We start from the raw sequence: 15,613 nt of genomic DNA on the forward strand, positions 1-15,613 counted from the left end.
CTCAAGGGTTCTTATAATGATGCGAATCACCAGAAAAACACCCACAACGAATCACGGTTTCACGCTCATCGAGCTTATGATTGCGGTCGCCATCATCGGCATTATCGCGACCATCGCGGTGCCCAGTTATCAGCGTTATGTGGAATCCACCCGGCGAACCACCGCCCAGGGGGATCTGCTGGAACTGGCTCAGTTTATGGAGCGGCGCTACACCAACGGGTACGACTACCGCGACGCGGACGGCACCGCCCCGGCGCTGCCGTTTACCGCGCAACCGAGGCAGGGCGGCCCGCAATTTTACCAGTACGGGTTCGAGGGCGCCGTAGCCCGGGAAACCTTTGTCCTGCAGGCCACGCCGGTGGGCGGGCAAAGCACGGAGGCGTGCGGCTGGCTGAGAATTGACCAGGCCGGCGCCAGGAGCAGCGAATCAGGCGATGCTGATTGCTGGCGCTAGCAGCACGCCCGGGCGGGCCATCAGTCACAAGTGATGGGCTTGCCCTGGGCATCCTCCACCTGGCCGTCCAGATCGGTATCCTGCGCCAACCGTGTTCTGCCCGGGAAACTGACAATGAGCCGGCGTATAAACCGCGGGTCACCGGAAGTGGGGCAGTAGGTCAGGTTGCCGAGGGTCCCTTTGGAGCCGCCGAGGGCATCAAACTGGAAGTAGCGGCGCTGGGCCGGCGCCGCCCGGAGGACACCGCCGGCGGCGCGGTCAAGCTGTTTGATAATGACCTCTCCCTGAGAGAGCGCACGACTATTGTCCGGGTCACGGAACACCGAAATGGGCCGGTGCCAGTCGTTGGAGCACTGGTTGGCCGCATCCAGGGGGCAAATGGTCACGATGGTGGTGCGGGTGATGGCTTCGGTTCGCGCAAACCTGAATAGCTGGCGTAATTCCTTTATCGCTGCATCGGCTCGCTGGGTGTGGATCATCGAGGGGGCTACAGAGGCTACGGAAAGGGCAATTGTGGCCATGACGAGCAAGGCAACACAAAGCTCAATAAGGGTCAGCCCCTTGGTCAAGCGAAAGGTTGTCATCTTCAATCCCTGAAGTGAGGTAGCCCGGACTTCCTGTCCTGGCAGTGAATGTTACTGCTTGAATCCAGTTAAAAACCGGCTGCAAAAATCCTTCGCCGGCTGAGTTCCTCCTTGCGCAGTGCGCGCTGTGGTCTATTCCATCTCCAGTTTCTTTAACCGGTACCGCAGCGCCCGGAAGCTGATCCCCAGCCGCTTTGCTGCCGCGGTTTTATTCCAGCGGGTGGCCTCCAGGGCTTGCTCAATGGCTTGTCGTTCGATGCCTTCCAGAAAGTTTTCCAGATCCATTGCACCGACCGGAATCGCCTGTGCCGGGCCCTCGGTGAGGTTGCCGGCCGGGGCGTCGGTTGGCGGGCCCTGATGGTTGAGGTGCAAATCGTCGGCACTGATGACAGCGCTGTCGCACAGGGTAAACGCCCGCTCCAGAATGTTTTCCAGCTCACGGATATTGCCCGGAAAGTGGTAGCGGCTCAGTCGGTCAATGGCCTCGGCCGAAAGCGTGGCTGCAGGACACTCGTACTCCGCAGCGATCCGGCCAAGGATGTGCTCGGCCAGCAGGGGGATGTCATCGGTGCGTTCCCTCAGCGGCGGTACATGTACGCCGATCACATTGACCCGGTAGTACAGGTCCTGGCGGAACTCACCCGCTGCCACCAGCGCTGACAGGTCTTTGTGGGTGGCACTGAGGATACGTACGTCTACCGGGTACTCCTGCGAATCACCCACCGGACGTACGGCCTTCTCCTGTATTCCCCGCAACAGTTTCACTTGCATGGCCACCGGCAGGTCGGCAATTTCATCCAGCAGCAGGGTGCCGCCGTGGGCGGCGCGAAACAGCCCCGCCTTGTTGTCGACGGCGCCGGTGAAACTGCCTTTTTTGTGACCAAAAAACTCACTTTCCATGAGTTCCGCCGGGATGGCGCCGCAGTTGACCGCCACGAACGGTGCATTTGCCCGCGGTCCTTGCTGGTGAATCATGCGGGCCACCAATTCCTTACCGCTACCCGATTCGCCGCTGATAAACACCGGCGCCTGGCTGCGTGCGAGCTTCTGGATCTGGCTGCGCAGGGATTGAATGCTTCTGGATTCTCCCAGAATCAGGCTGTCCCGGCTCGCAGGTGAAGGCGGGACTGTACTGGTGTCCGCCAACTTGAGGGCACTGTGGACCAGTTCGCGCAGACGTGGCAGCTCCACTGGCTTGGAAACAAAATCAAAGGCCCCGGCCTTGAGGGACTCTATCGCTGTATCCATGCTGCCATAGGCGGTGATCACCGCCACCGGTATCTGGGGGCGGTGCTGCTGGATCCAGGCCACCAGTTCAATGCCGTTGCCATCCGGCAGGTTCATGTCGGTCAGGCACAGGTGGATGGTTTCCGTTTCCAGGAACGCTTTGGCTGAGCGCACATCTTCTGCGGTGAGCACGGTGATGCCCATTCGCGTCAGGGTGATCTCGAGCAGATCACGAATGTCGGGTTCGTCGTCAACAATCAGCGCAATGTTATTGGTCATTAGTCACTACTGAGTCCAGTTCGTTTTAAATATCCAGCCGGCCGGTGCCGGTCGTTATCTAAAGCATTCGTCCATGGTGAGCGAAAATAATTCGAAAACAACACCCCGGCGGGGAGCCATCCAGTAACGAAAGGTGGGCCTGATTAGCCTCGCACAGTTCCCGCGCCAGATAAAGCCCGAGGCCGATGCCGCTGTGGCCAGTTGTGAAGAAGGGCTCAAATATGGAGGCCCGATGCTCGGGTTTCACCCCCGGGCCGTCATCCCGGATGTCAATGTACACCCGTTCACCGTCCGACGTGATGCCGGCCGTGAGGGACAGGGTCGCCCGGCCCGTCTGCTGGACACTGTAGTGCAAGCCGTTGTCACACAGGTTCATCAGCACCTGTTCGATCTGGCTGCGATCGAATCTGGCGATGGGCAGTCCTGCGGTGATGGCCAGGGTAATTTCCGGTGACGGCCGCTCACCGTGCAGCAGAGATTGGCGGTACTCCTGTACAAAGGTGGGCAGCCAGTCGTTGACGATGACCGGTTCGCTGTTGGGGGTTTGCCGGCGCGACAGGTCCAGGATGTTCTCAATGATCAGGTTGACCCGCCGTGAGTGGCGATGGATGATCTCGAGCATCTTGCGGTCGTGGGGGTCGGCGTGTTTCGATTCGCTCATCAACTGGGCGGCGTGGCTGATGGCCCCCAGCGGGTTGCGGACCTCGTGGGCGATGCCTGCGGTCAGGTGACCCAGAGAGGCCAGCTTCATTTGCTGCGCCTGCTGGGTCACTTTGCTCAGGTCGTCAATAAACACCAGAATAAGGTCGGCGCCCTGCTGGTCCAGCCTGGTAAAGTTGGCCTGCAGCAAGGGGGACGTGCTGCCCGACTGAAAGGGCGCTGTTTTTTGCAGTGGCGCTTGCAGCCAACTGTCCAGGCGTTCTCGGAGCGGCGCGGGCAGGGGTCGGCCCCGGGTGCTGGCGTGTATCGACGGTGGCGTGCCAAACAGCAGTTCATCCGCTGCCGCATTGGAAACCCTCACCGTGCCGTGTTGGTCGGTTACCATAATGCCGGTGCGCATGCGTTGAATGATTTGCTGATTGATCTTTTCCAGTTCGGCAATGCTTTTGGCGCGATCATCGGCCAGGGCTTCACTGCGGGTCATGCGATGGGTGATGTATTGCAACACAAAGGCGGCGAGGAAATACAGAATGCCCAGCGAGCCGGCCCGCACAATGACGTCGACATCTGTGCCCTGCGCGAGTACCGCCCAGCCTGCGAGGCCCAGTGAGCAGAGGGCCGCCAGGGCCGCATAAAAAGTCCCGATCCGGCTCGGGGTAAGAATATTTCCCGCCGCTACAGAGACAATGATCAGGTTCGCCATGGCGCTGGATATGCCTGTGCTGAAGAATAAAAACGCGTGCATAAAGAGAATGTCAGCCAGTATCGACAGGTTGATATGGCGCGCCTCGGGGCGAAAGCCGGACAGCAGCAGCAGGCCGATAAACCCGTTGAGGACCGCGTAGCCGAATACGCCGGCCTGGTAGGGGTCCAGCATGCGGATGTCAAAGTCGGTCGGCGCGATGATTGCGAACCCGATCAGCATGGCGCTGACCACCAACCGGTAGTTGTTGTAAATCCGGAACAGTCTGGTGCGCTGGCCGGCCTGTTGGGGGTAGGGGTGCCAGAAGGATGGGGTGTCGGGGTCTGTCAGGGCCATGGGTCGGTCGGGGTCTCTTATCCGGAGCAAATGGACAGGGCAGGGCTATCATAGCCCGTTACCGGAGCAGAGTTACAGGTGCATCACTCGGGCCGCGCCGGCGTGTCGGGCCAGGCGCACGCCTGGCGGGCAGGGCACGTGCGCACCGGGCAAGATGCGGGTGCCCCGCCAGCGGTCACCGGGGCCGTGCTCAGTTGCCCAACAGTCCGAAGGTCACCACATTAAGCAGCGAACGGTTTTCCCGCTTGAGTACGCTGGGTGTGAAATTGCGGTTGTCGTCGAAGGCGTCACTGTCCGGAAAATTCAGGGCAAGCAACTCAATGCCTTCGGCGGCGGCTTTGTCAAGATTCAGAAACTGGTAGGTTTCCACCAAGATAATCAGCGCTTCTTCCAGCGCCGGCGTGCTGGAAAAGTTTTCCACCACATAGCGGGCGCGGTTATTGGCGGCCACGTAGGCTTCCCGTTTGATGTAATAACGGGCGGCCTGCACTTCCAGATCGGCCAGCCGGTTACGGATCGCGATCATGCGCTGGCGGGCGTCGGCGGCGTATTCGCTATCCGGGTAGCGGTTGAGCAGCGTGGAAAAATCACTAAAGGCCTGTCGCTGCTCGCCGGGGTCCCGGGCGGCCACGTCCACGGCAAAGTAGCGTCCCGCCAGACTGATGTCCAGATTATAGGAAGCCAGACCGCGCATATACAGGGCGTAATCGGCGTGGTCGCTTTGCGGGTTCAGGCGTAAAAACCGGTCGGCTGCGGCCCGCGCGCCTTCCAGATCCAGGTTTTTGTAGCGGGCGTAGATCAGGTCCAGTTGCGCCTGTTCTGCATAGCGGCCGAACGGGTAGTAAGATTCCAGATAGTCGAGGTTGGTTTCGGCCTCATTGAAATTGCCGGCGTTCATGGCTGTGCGGGCGTTTTCGTAGTAGGTTTTTTCTGGCAGAACTTCTTCCTGCTGTTGGGACGCGCACGCACTGATCAGCAGCACGGCTAATGACAGAAGGAATAATCGAAACGCTGATCTCATGCCGGAATCCCGTATAATGAAGAAATAATCGATTGACCGTACATTGTAACGGGGTTAACGCTCCTTGTGCAGTAGCCGCTGCCCGGGAACCGGCGATTCCGTCCACAATGACACGCTCTTCCAACCTGACTGGGCACTTAATGACCTCTGATACCCGAATTACCGCAAGTTTTATCATCCCTCCCGAACTCAGCAACCGCCGGCTTGATCAGGCCGCGGCCACACTGATGCCGGAGCATTCCCGCTCGCGCCTGCAGAGCTGGATAAAAAGCGGTGCCCTGACAGTGAATGGCGCGACTTGCCGGCCCCGGGACAAAGTGATGCTGGACGATCAGTTGCGGCTGGATGCGGAGCCGGAAGCACAGGTAAGTTGGCAGGCGGAGGCCATTAGTCTCGACATTGTTTACGAAGATGAGCACCTGATCGTGATCAACAAACCTGCCGGGCTGGTGGTGCATCCGGCGGCGGGGCACATGGATGGCACTCTGGTCAACGCGGTACTGAATCATGCCCCGGAAGTGGAAAATCTGCCCCGTGCCGGCGTGGTGCATCGTCTGGACAAAGACACCTCCGGCATCATGGTGGTGGCCCGCAGTCTGACAGCACACACCTCTCTGGTGGATCAGTTGCAAACCCGCAGCATGGGGCGGGAGTATGCGGCGGTGGTGATCGGCACTCTGACCGGTGGGGCCACGGTGGATGCGCCCATCGGCCGCCACCCCCGGGAACGCAAAAAGATGGCGGTGGTGGCGACGGGCAAGCCGGCGGTCACCCATTACCGGCTGGCGGAGCGGTTTGCGGCGCACACCCTGGTGCACTGTCAGCTTGAGAGCGGGCGCACTCATCAGATCCGGGTGCACATGGCCCACGTTAAACACCCACTGGTTGGCGATCAGCTGTACGGCGGGCGTATACGCCTGCCCAAGGGCACCACAGAAGAGTTGCGGGCGGTGCTGTCAGGGTTCCAGCGACAGGCGTTGCATGCCCGGAAGCTGACATTGGAGCACCCCGCAAGCGGCGAGACCCTGAGCTGGGAGGCGCCTTTGCCGGATGACATGGACGTTTTGCTGGCGGCCCTGAGAACCCATTACCAAAACCGGGACAGCCGTGACTACTGAAGTGCCTCTGATTGTTGCAGACTGGCCGGCGCCGTCCCGGGTGCGGGCGGTGTCGACCCTGCGCATGGGAGGGGTCAGTCAGGGACCTTGGGCATCTCTGAACCTCGGCACCCACGTGCAGGACGCGCCCCGCCACGTCAGCGTCAACCGGCAGCGGCTGGGTGACCGCCTGGGGGTGGCGGAGCCAGCGATCGGCTGGCTATCGCAGGTACACGGCACAGAGGTTGCCCCCTTGCCGGCAGAGGGGGTGCCGCAAGCCGATGCCAGCGTTACTTCTCACCCCGGTCAGGTGTGCGCCATCTTGACCGCCGATTGTTTGCCGGTGCTGTTCTGCAACCGGCAAGGTACCCGGGTTGCAGCAGCCCATGCCGGCTGGCGCGGGTTATCGGAAGGCGTTCTGGAGCGCACCCTGGCCGCGCTGGGCGCGCCCCCGGAAGAGATTTTGGCCTGGCTCGGACCGGCCATCGGTCCCGCAGTCTTCGAAGTAGGGCCAGAGGTGCGGGTCGCGTTTGTGGCCCGGCACCCGCAGACAGAGTCCGCATTTGTGCGTTCGGCCGGCGGCGGTGACCGCTATCTGGCGGATATTTATCAGCTGGCCCGTACACGCCTGGAACTGGCCGGGGTCAGTCAGGTGTATGGGGGAGGGTTGTGCACCGTGACTGACTCAACGCGTTTCTTTTCCTACCGCCGTGACGGCGTCACCGGCCGGATGGCCAGCCTGATCTGGATCGAACAGTAGCCGTCAATTTTCTGACGGCTTTGCCCCTGCCCGCTTGAAGTCCCCCCCAATGCCCCTACATTAATTAACAATGCGACACAGATTGAAAGTGCGTTAAGCCTTTTAACAATCGGGGATATGACCACTATGAGAATTGATAAACTGACCAGCAGGTTGCAGTCAGCGTTGGCGGAAGCCCAGTCCCTGGCGGTTGGCCGGGACCATAACTTTATTGAGCCGGTCCATTTGATGCTGGCACTGCTCGACCAGGACGGCAGTGCCGTCAACCCGCTGTTGAAACAGGCCGGAGTGGATCCGCAGCGCTTGCGTCACGCCCTGGTGCGCGAGGTGGACCTGTTGCCGGAAGTGAAGGGTGCGGCAGGGGATGTCTCCATCTCCACGGATCTGGGGCGCCTGTTCAACATGACCGATAAACTGGCGCAGCAGCGGCAGGACCAGTTCATTTCCAGTGAGCTGGTGTTGCTGGCGGCCCTGGAGGACCGGGGCACGCTGGGACGGCTGTTGCGGGAGCAGGGGGCAGACAGGCAAGCCCTGGCCAAAGCCATCGATGAGGCGCGCGGTGGCGAGTCGGTCAACGATGCGGGTGCGGAAGACAATCGTCAGGCCCTTGAAAAATACACCATCGATCTGACCGGACAGGCCGAGGACGGCAAGCTGGATCCGGTGATCGGCCGCGATGACGAAATCCGCCGCACCATTCAGGTGCTCCAGCGGCGGCGCAAGAACAACCCGGTGCTGATTGGCGAACCCGGGGTGGGTAAAACCGCGATCGCCGAGGGGCTCGCCCAGCGAATCGTCAACGGCGAGGTGCCGGAAGGGCTGAAGGGCAAACGGGTGTTGTCTCTTGACATGGGCGCGCTGATCGCCGGCGCCAAGTTCCGGGGCGAGTTCGAAGAACGGCTGAAAGCCTTGCTGAATGAACTGAAAAAACAGGAAGGGCGCATCATTCTGTTCATTGATGAGCTTCACACCATGGTTGGCGCCGGCAAGGCGGAAGGTTCCATGGACGCAGGCAACATGCTCAAGCCGGTGCTCGCGCGGGGCGAGTTGCACTGTGTGGGCGCGACCACATTGAATGAATACCGGGAGAACATTGAAAAGGACGCGGCGCTGGAGCGGCGCTTCCAGAAGGTTCTGGTCACCGAGCCCAGCGAAGAAGACACCATCGCTATCCTGCGGGGACTGAAAGAACGGTATGAGGTGCACCATGGGGTCGAAGTCACCGACGGTGCCATAATTGCGGCCGCCAAGCTCTCCCACCGATACATAACCGACCGCCAGTTGCCCGATAAGGCCATCGACCTGGTCGATGAGGCGGCCAGCCAGATTCGCATGGAAATGGACTCCAAGCCGGAACCTCTGGATCGGTTGGAGCGGCGCCTGATTCAGCTCAAAATCGAGCGTGAGGCGATGAAAAAAGAAACCGACGCGGCCTCCCTCAAGCGCTTGCAGGAGTTGGAAGGGGTGATCAGCACCGTGGAGCGTGAGTACGCCGACCTGGAAGAGGTGTGGAACACCGAAAAAGCCGCCCTGCACGGCTCGCAGAAGATCAAAAGTCAGCTGGAGCAGGCGCGCACGGATCTCGAGAGTGCCCGTCGGGCTGGAAATCTGGCCGAAATGTCCGAATTGCAATACGGCCGCATTCCGGAACTGGAGCGGCAACTGGACATGGCCAGCCAGGCCGAAATGATGGAAATGACCCTGCTGCGTAATCGGGTAACGGACGAGGAAATTGCCGAGGTTGTCTCCAAATGGACCGGCATTCCGGTATCGAAAATGCTCGAAGGTGAGCGTGACAAACTCATGCGCATGGAAGAGGCGCTGCACGAGCGGGTGATTGGCCAGAGCGAGGCGGTTGAGGCAGTCGCCAATGCGGTGCGCCGTTCCCGGGCCGGACTGGCCGACCCCCAGCGCCCCAACGGTTCATTCCTGTTCCTGGGGCCGACGGGGGTGGGCAAGACCGAGTTGTGCAGGGCACTGGCCGCGTTTTTGTTTGATACCGATGAGGCGATGGTGCGCATCGATATGTCGGAGTTCATGGAGAAGCACTCGGTTGCCCGTCTGATTGGTGCCCCGCCGGGGTACGTGGGGTACGAAGAGGGCGGTTATCTGACCGAAGCGGTCCGCCGCCGTCCTTACTCGGTGCTGTTGCTGGACGAAGTGGAAAAGGCGCACCCGGATGTGTTCAACGTCCTGCTGCAGGTGTTGGAGGATGGTCGCCTGACCGACGGTCAGGGCCGCACCGTTGATTTCCGTAACACGGTGATCGTGATGACCTCTAATCTGGGATCCGACGTTATCCAGCAAAAATCCGGTGAGGGTCAGTACGACAGCATGAAACAGGCCGTCCTGGACGAGGTAGGCAGCCATTTCCGGCCGGAGTTCGTTAACCGTATCGATGAAGTGGTGGTGTTCCATCCGCTGGGCGAGAGCCAGATTCATGGCATAGCCAAGGTGCAGATTCAGTTGTTGGGCAACCGTCTCAAGGAGCAGGGCATGACACTGGAGCTTGATGAGGCAGCGATGGATTTGCTGGCGCAGGTGGGGTACGACCCGGTATACGGCGCGCGCCCCCTGAAGCGGGCCATTCAGCGGCTGGTCGAAAACCCGTTGGCGCAACTGTTGCTCAAGGGGGAGTTTGTGTCCGGAGATCACATTCTCGCCAGTGTGGGCGACCAGCACCAACTGGTCTTCACGCGCGGTTGATGTACGCAGGACGTCTCTGCAAAGCCGGTGGCAGCCTGAAGGCTGCCACCGGCTTCTTTATATGCTCACCATGCGCAAGCCGTCAGAGTTCCGCGCTGCAGGACTCGCTGGCAATGGTTTCAAAGGTCACCCGTTTCTCATCGATCTCTTCCGGGGTCAGGTAACGCTGCTCGCCATTCTCTTCGATGCGAATCCGTCCCCTGGTGCGCAGGATGCGAAGATTTTCCTCGGCGGCAGCGCATGTTGCCTGGCGCTGCTTTTCCTGCGCTTCCTGTTGCGCCTGCAGGCGTGCGTTTTCAGCTTCTGCACCCTGCCTGTCGTGCAATTGTTGCAGTCGTTGCTGTGGCGACGTTTGGTCATCGTTGCCGCTGCGGGCAGGTTTGGGGGTGCGCATATTGATCGGCTCGGCACGGGTACCCGGGGGCTGGCGGTCCCCGAAATGGGTGATACCGTGTTCGTCTGTCCAGGTGTAGACCGGGCTGGCAGAGCTCAGAGCCGGTGCGAGTGCGAGCGTTGCCGCCAGTAGAAGGGTTTTTCGGATCATGGTTAATACCCGTGATGCTGGTCTGTTTCAGGCAGGCGTGCCTGCCTGTGTCCCCAACCCCGAGTGGCGGGCTGAGTATCCTGCGCCGCGGGGGTTCTTGTTGCTCTTCCTGCTATAGTGCCATTGATTTGGGCCCAATACCCAAAGCTGGTTCAAACTATGGGTGAAAATCCACGCTTGGGTATGGAATAACCAAGGGGAAACAGGCCGCCGCTATTGACAGGGAGTTTCCCGCTGTCAAAATTACTGACTGCCTGAAGACAGGGGCAAATACAGCAGGCAACCCCGAGCACGTATTCCCCGTTAATTACCACACTGAACGCTTCGCGCAGCCGGTGGGCTATGTATTGACAGTACATGGCACCCGGTTGAAAAGCCGTAATCCGGAACCCTCAGGATCACGGTGGGCCAAGAGACAACCTCTCGTCTACATGGTGTGGCAGAACATCCGGCTCAGCTTCCACAAGAGGCTTGTTGCGCGGGTATCCAGGCACCCGGGAGTGTTCCCGGACCATTCACTCGTAACAGAGGGTAGAAATTGTGGAGTTATTGTCTGGCGCCGACATGCTGATCCGGTCCTTGCAAGATGAGGGGATCGAATACATTTACGGCTATCCGGGGGGGGCAGCGCTGCATATTTACGATGCGCTGTTCAGACAGGATCATGTCAAACACATACTGGTTCGCCACGAGCAGGCAGCGGTGCACATGGCCGACGGCTACGCCCGTGCAACCGGCAAGGTAGGCACCGTTTTGGTGACCTCCGGTCCGGGAGCCACCAACACCATTACCGGCATTGCTACTGCATTTATGGACTCCATTCCCATGGTGGTTCTCTGCGGTCAGGTGGCATCCACGCTGATTGGTGAGGACGCGTTCCAGGAAACCGACATGATCGGCGTGTCCCGGCCGGTGGTGAAACACAACCTGAGCGTGCGCCATCCGGAAGAAATTCCGGAGATTATTCGCCGGGCTTACTACATCGCGTCTACCGGTCGTCCCGGGCCGGTGGTGGTGGATATCCCTAAGGATATGACTACGCCGAATGAGCGCTACGAGTATGTTTTTCCCAAGAAGGTCAAACTGCGCTCGTATAACCCTGCGGTGCGCGGCCATGCCGGGCAGATCAAGAAAGCCGTGGACATGTTGCTGGCGGCCAAACGGCCGGTTATCTACGCCGGTGGAGGGGTGATTCTGGGCAAGGCAACCGCCCAGTTGACCGAGCTGGTGCGCCAGCTGGGGTACCCGATCACCAACACGCTGATGGGTATTGGCTGCTATCCGGCAACGGACCAGCAGCACATCGGCTGGCTGGGGATGCACGGCACCTATGAGTCCAATATGGCCATGCATCATTCAGATCTGATCCTCTGTGTGGGCGCCCGGTTCGATGACCGGGTCACCAACGCGACGGAGAAGTTCTGTCCGGGTGCGCGCATCGTGCATATCGACATCGATCCGGCGTCGATTTCCAAAACCATTGATGCGGATGTGCCCATCGTTGGGCCGGTGGATTCGGTGCTCAAGGAAATGCTCGCGCAGGTCAAAGAGAGCAAGCGCAAGCCCGACGCCGAAGCACTGGCGGCCTGGTGGAAACAGATTGACGAGTGGCGCGCGTATCATGGCATGCGCTATGAAACCAGTGATGATGTGATCAAGCCGCAGGAAGTCATTGAAGCTCTGTGGGAACTCACCAATGGGGAGGCGTTCGTAACCTCGGACGTGGGCCAGCATCAGATGTTTGCTGCGCAGTATTACAAGTTCGACAAGCCGAACCGCTGGATCAACTCCGGCGGACTGGGCACCATGGGCTTTGGACTGCCGGCGGCCATGGGGGTCAAGCTTAACTTCCCGGACGACGAAGTGCTGTGTGTCACCGGTGAAGGCAGCATCCAGATGAACATCCAGGAGCTGTCCACCTGCAAGCAGTACAATCTTCCGGTCAAGATTATCAACCTGAACAACCAGGCGCTGGGCATGGTGAAGCAGTGGCAGGACATGAACTACGAGTCACGTCACGCGGAGTCCTACATGGGATCGCTGCCCGATTTCGTCAAACTGGCGGAAGCTTACGGTCACGTGGGTATTCGCATCGAGAAAAAGGAAGATCTGGTGCCCAAGCTTAAAGAAGCCCTGGCGATGAAAGACAAGCTGGTATTTCTTGATATCTACGTGGATCGCTTTGAGCACGTCTACCCGATGCAGGTAGCGCGAGGTTCGATGAAGGATATGTGGCTCAGCAAAACGGAGAGGGTCTGATCACCATGCGTCACATAATATCTGTGTTGCTGGAAAACGAACCGGGCGCTTTGTCTCGGGTTGTCGGGCTGTTCTCTCAGCGCAATTACAACATCGAAACCCTGACAGTGGCGCCGACGGAAGACGGAACGCTGTCACGCCTGACGGTCACCACCACCGGCTCGGACAGGGTGATCGAGCAAATCACCAAGCAGCTGAACAAGCTGATCGAAGTGGTTAAGCTGGTTGACCTGACTGAAGGATCGCACATCGAACGCGAGTTGATGCTGGTCAAGCTGAAGGCGACCGGCGCCCAGCGTGCCGAGGTCAAGCGGACCGTGGATATTTTCCGCGGGCAGATCGTGGATGTCACCAGCTCTATCTATACGGTGCAACTGGTCGGAGCCAGCGACAAGCTGGATGCCTTTATCCAGGCAATTGGCACCGCCGTAGTCCTTGAAGTGGTTCGTTCCGGAGTTTCGGGTATAGCGCGTGGCGAGAAGGTGCTGAGCCTTTAAGTGGCGTAATTAATGATTGTCATGGTCCGGTAACGAGACCATCCAAACGATTTAAAGAGGTTTGTTATGCAGGTTTACTACGATAAAGATTGTGATCTGTCGATCATCCAGGGCAAGAAAGTTGCCATTATCGGTTACGGTTCCCAGGGGCACGCGCACGCCTGCAACCTGAACGATTCCGGCGTGGAAGTGACCGTTGGTCTGCGCACAGGCTCCCCTTCGGTTGCCAAGGCTGAAGCGCACGGTCTCAAGGTGACCGACGTGGCCACTGCGGTCGCCGCTGCCGACGTGGTGATGATGCTTACCCCGGATGAATTTCAGGCGCAGCTGTACACCAGCGAAATCGAGCCCAACCTGAAACAGGGCGCAACACTGGCATTTGCCCATGGTTTCGCGATTCACTACAACCAGATCGTGCCGCGCAAGGACCTGGACGTCATCATGATTGCTCCTAAAGCACCGGGACACACGGTCCGTTCCGAGTTCGTCAAAGGCGGTGGCATTCCTGATCTGATCGCGATCTTCCAGGACGTTTCAGGTCAGGCCAAAGAAGTAGCACTGTCCTACGCGATGGGTGTGGGTGGTGGTCGTTCCGGTATTATCGAAACAACCTTCAAAGACGAGACTGAAACCGACCTGTTCGGCGAGCAAGCCGTTTTGTGCGGCGGCGCGGTCGAGCTGGTGAAGGCTGGTTTTGAAACCCTGACCGAGGCGGGTTACGCGCCGGAAATGGCCTACTTTGAGTGCCTGCACGAGCTGAAGCTGATTGTGGATCTGATGTACGAAGGTGGCATCGCCAACATGAACTACTCCATCTCGAACAACGCGGAGTACGGCGAGTATGTGACCGGCCCGGAAATCATCAACGCTGAGTCACGGGAAGCCATGCGTAATGCGCTGAAGCGCATTCAAAGTGGTGAGTACGCCAAAATGTTCATCGCGGAAGGAGCGCTCAACTATCCGTCCATGACTGCGGCACGGCGCAACAACGCTGCCCACCCGATCGAGAAGGTTGGTGAGCAACTGCGCGGAATGATGCCGTGGATCTCTGCGAACAAAATCGTAGACAAGGACAAGAACTAAGCGGTAACGCTCCGTTCGAACAAAAAAACGCGACCATCCTGGTCGCGTTTTTTGTTTCTGAAGCAGGCAGATCGGCAGGCTGTATGGTTGGGCTCATCGGCTGTTATACTCTGTTTTCCATACTGTTCAGGAATACCGGGAATGACAAATGAAAAGCATAACCTAGAAGATACCGATCAGGACGACCCCAGCATTCGTGGGGAGGTGGTGGAAGAGGAGCTGGTTGAAGGTGCGCCGGTTCGTCGCAAGGGCATCTATTTGCTGCCGAACGCCCTGACCACTGCGTCGCTGTTTTCTGGTTTCTACGCGATCGTGGCGGCCGCAAATGGCGTCTTCGATAATGCCGCCATTGCCATATTTATTTCCATGATGCTGGACGGGCTGGACGGTCGGGTGGCGCGCATGACCAATACCCAGAGCAAGTTTGGCGCCGAATACGACAGTTTGTCGGACATGGTGGCGTTTGGTGTCGCCCCGGGAATGGTGGCCTTCTTCTGGTCGCTGAACAGCCTGAACAAAGTGGGGTGGGTCATCACCTTCATATATGTGGCCGGTGCGGCCCTGCGCCTGGCGCGGTTCAATACCCAGATTGGCTCGGTCGATAAGAAGTACTTTGTTGGCTTGCCCAGTCCGGCGGCCGCGGCGGCGGTGGTCGGCCTGGTGTGGACCTTTCACACGATTGAACCGGCCGCGTGGCTGACCTTCCTGACCATCGTGGTGGTTGGTGGTTCAGGTGTATTGATGGTGAGCAATGTATTTTACAATAGTTTCAAAGAGCTGGATCTGAAGGGGCGGGTGCCCTTTGCCGCCATTTTGTTGGTAGTGCTCGGTTTTGCGGTGGTTGCGCTGGATCCGGCAACGGTGCTGTTTGCGGGTTTCCTGCTTTATGTGCTGTCAGGCCCGGTTCGAGCCCTGTTGCGCAAGATGGGGTGAGTTGCCGGTTTGGTGAGCAGGTTGTATAGTTAGTGAGCGGTTTCTGGTGGTGGTTGTAGGTGGAAACCGCAATAAACGCAAAATTTGCGTCACGGTCGTTGACACCTCCGTCCAGCGCTGTAGAATGCGCATCTCTTTCGAGGGGAGCACCGCTGAGGTGGTCCGGGAATCGGAAGTAACCGTCTGATTAGGTTAAAGAATTTGAGTTTTGAATTCTTTTGAGAAAGCGGTTGACAAGGTGGTGAGTTGCTCTATAATTCGCCGCCTTGATGAGTTGGCCGGCAGGCTTGCAAGGGTGGTTTTGAGGGTTGCAGTGCTTCAAAACGAATTGCAAAATAGCGGTTGACAGGGTGGTTGGAAGCGGTATAATGCGCCACCTGATTTACGAAGTAACGGGTTGATTCGATTGAGTTTGTTTTTAGTCTCTCTCGAAAATAACCGTTGACAAGGCGGCAGGGTTCGGTAGAATT

At 58.9% G+C, this 15,613-nt stretch carries 14 protein-coding genes; 8 read left to right on the plus strand and 6 right to left on the minus strand.

Features of this window, described 5'->3' with window-relative positions; all coding sequences use genetic code 11:
• Positions 1-16: 16 nt before the first annotated feature.
• On the plus strand, positions 17-454 hold the full coding sequence (locus BG841_RS09485) for a type IV pilin protein (protein ID WP_322853368.1): 438 nt from the start codon (positions 17-19) through the stop codon (positions 452-454).
• Between the two features lie 20 nt (positions 455-474).
• On the opposite strand, the gene BG841_RS09490 is transcribed toward BG841_RS09485, so the two are convergent.
• The 4 genes from BG841_RS09490 to BG841_RS09505 form a co-directional block, all read right to left on the minus strand.
• Positions 475-1,038, minus strand: a complete 564-nt coding sequence (locus BG841_RS09490) for a GspH/FimT family pseudopilin (protein ID WP_070057431.1) — start codon at positions 1,036-1,038, stop codon at positions 475-477.
• 132 nt (positions 1,039-1,170) lie between these two features.
• A complete protein-coding gene (locus tag BG841_RS09495) occupies positions 1,171-2,544 on the minus strand; it encodes a sigma-54-dependent transcriptional regulator (protein WP_070057432.1) in 1,374 nt (457 codons plus the stop codon).
• 58 nt (positions 2,545-2,602) lie between these two features.
• A complete protein-coding gene (locus BG841_RS09500; protein WP_070057433.1) occupies positions 2,603-4,243 on the minus strand; it encodes a sensor histidine kinase in 1,641 nt (546 codons plus the stop codon).
• A 190-nt stretch (positions 4,244-4,433) separates the two neighbouring features.
• Positions 4,434-5,264 (minus strand): outer membrane protein assembly factor BamD, encoded by an 831-nt coding sequence (locus BG841_RS09505; protein ID WP_070057434.1) that lies wholly within the window; start codon positions 5,262-5,264, stop codon positions 4,434-4,436.
• A gap of 140 nt (positions 5,265-5,404) precedes the next feature.
• Between BG841_RS09505 and rluD the strand changes: the two genes are divergently transcribed.
• The 3 genes from rluD (at position 5,405) to clpB (ending at position 9,827) form a co-directional block, all read left to right on the plus strand.
• Positions 5,405-6,382: a 23S rRNA pseudouridine(1911/1915/1917) synthase RluD gene (gene rluD / locus BG841_RS09510; protein WP_070057435.1), complete on the plus strand. Its 978-nt coding sequence runs from the start codon at positions 5,405-5,407 to the stop codon at positions 6,380-6,382.
• Entirely contained in the window at positions 6,372-7,121 is a 750-nt protein-coding gene (gene pgeF / locus BG841_RS09515; RefSeq protein ID WP_070057436.1) for a peptidoglycan editing factor PgeF, read from the plus strand. Before rluD ends, pgeF begins: the two co-directional genes overlap by 11 nt.
• A 126-nt stretch (positions 7,122-7,247) precedes the next feature.
• A complete protein-coding gene (gene clpB / locus BG841_RS09520; RefSeq protein ID WP_070058772.1) occupies positions 7,248-9,827 on the plus strand; it encodes an ATP-dependent chaperone ClpB in 2,580 nt (859 codons plus the stop codon).
• 82 nt (positions 9,828-9,909) lie between these two features.
• On the opposite strand, the gene BG841_RS09525 is transcribed toward clpB, so the two are convergent.
• Positions 9,910-10,371, minus strand: a complete 462-nt coding sequence (locus BG841_RS09525; RefSeq protein WP_070057437.1) for a DUF4124 domain-containing protein — start codon at positions 10,369-10,371, stop codon at positions 9,910-9,912.
• A 540-nt stretch (positions 10,372-10,911) separates the two neighbouring features.
• Here BG841_RS09525 and BG841_RS09530 point away from each other — a divergent pair.
• From BG841_RS09530 to pssA, 4 genes are all read left to right on the plus strand, one after another.
• Entirely contained in the window at positions 10,912-12,630 is a 1,719-nt protein-coding gene (locus BG841_RS09530; protein ID WP_070057438.1) for an acetolactate synthase 3 large subunit, read from the plus strand.
• Between the two features lie 5 nt (positions 12,631-12,635).
• Entirely contained in the window at positions 12,636-13,127 is a 492-nt protein-coding gene (gene ilvN, locus BG841_RS09535) for an acetolactate synthase small subunit (protein ID WP_070058773.1), read from the plus strand.
• Between the two features lie 66 nt (positions 13,128-13,193).
• On the plus strand, positions 13,194-14,210 hold the full coding sequence (gene ilvC / locus BG841_RS09540) for a ketol-acid reductoisomerase (protein ID WP_070057439.1): 1,017 nt from the start codon (positions 13,194-13,196) through the stop codon (positions 14,208-14,210).
• Between the two features lie 141 nt (positions 14,211-14,351).
• Entirely contained in the window at positions 14,352-15,143 is a 792-nt protein-coding gene (gene pssA, locus BG841_RS09545) for a CDP-diacylglycerol--serine O-phosphatidyltransferase (protein WP_070057440.1), read from the plus strand.
• 251 nt (positions 15,144-15,394) lie between these two features.
• Here the strand turns inward: pssA and BG841_RS17190 are convergent.
• On the minus strand, positions 15,395-15,613 hold a 219-nt coding region (locus tag BG841_RS17190; protein ID WP_206743999.1), incomplete at its 5' end, for a hypothetical protein.

This window comes from Marinobacter sp. X15-166B (genome assembly GCF_001752365.1).
Lineage (GTDB): Bacteria > Pseudomonadota > Gammaproteobacteria > Pseudomonadales > Oleiphilaceae > Marinobacter.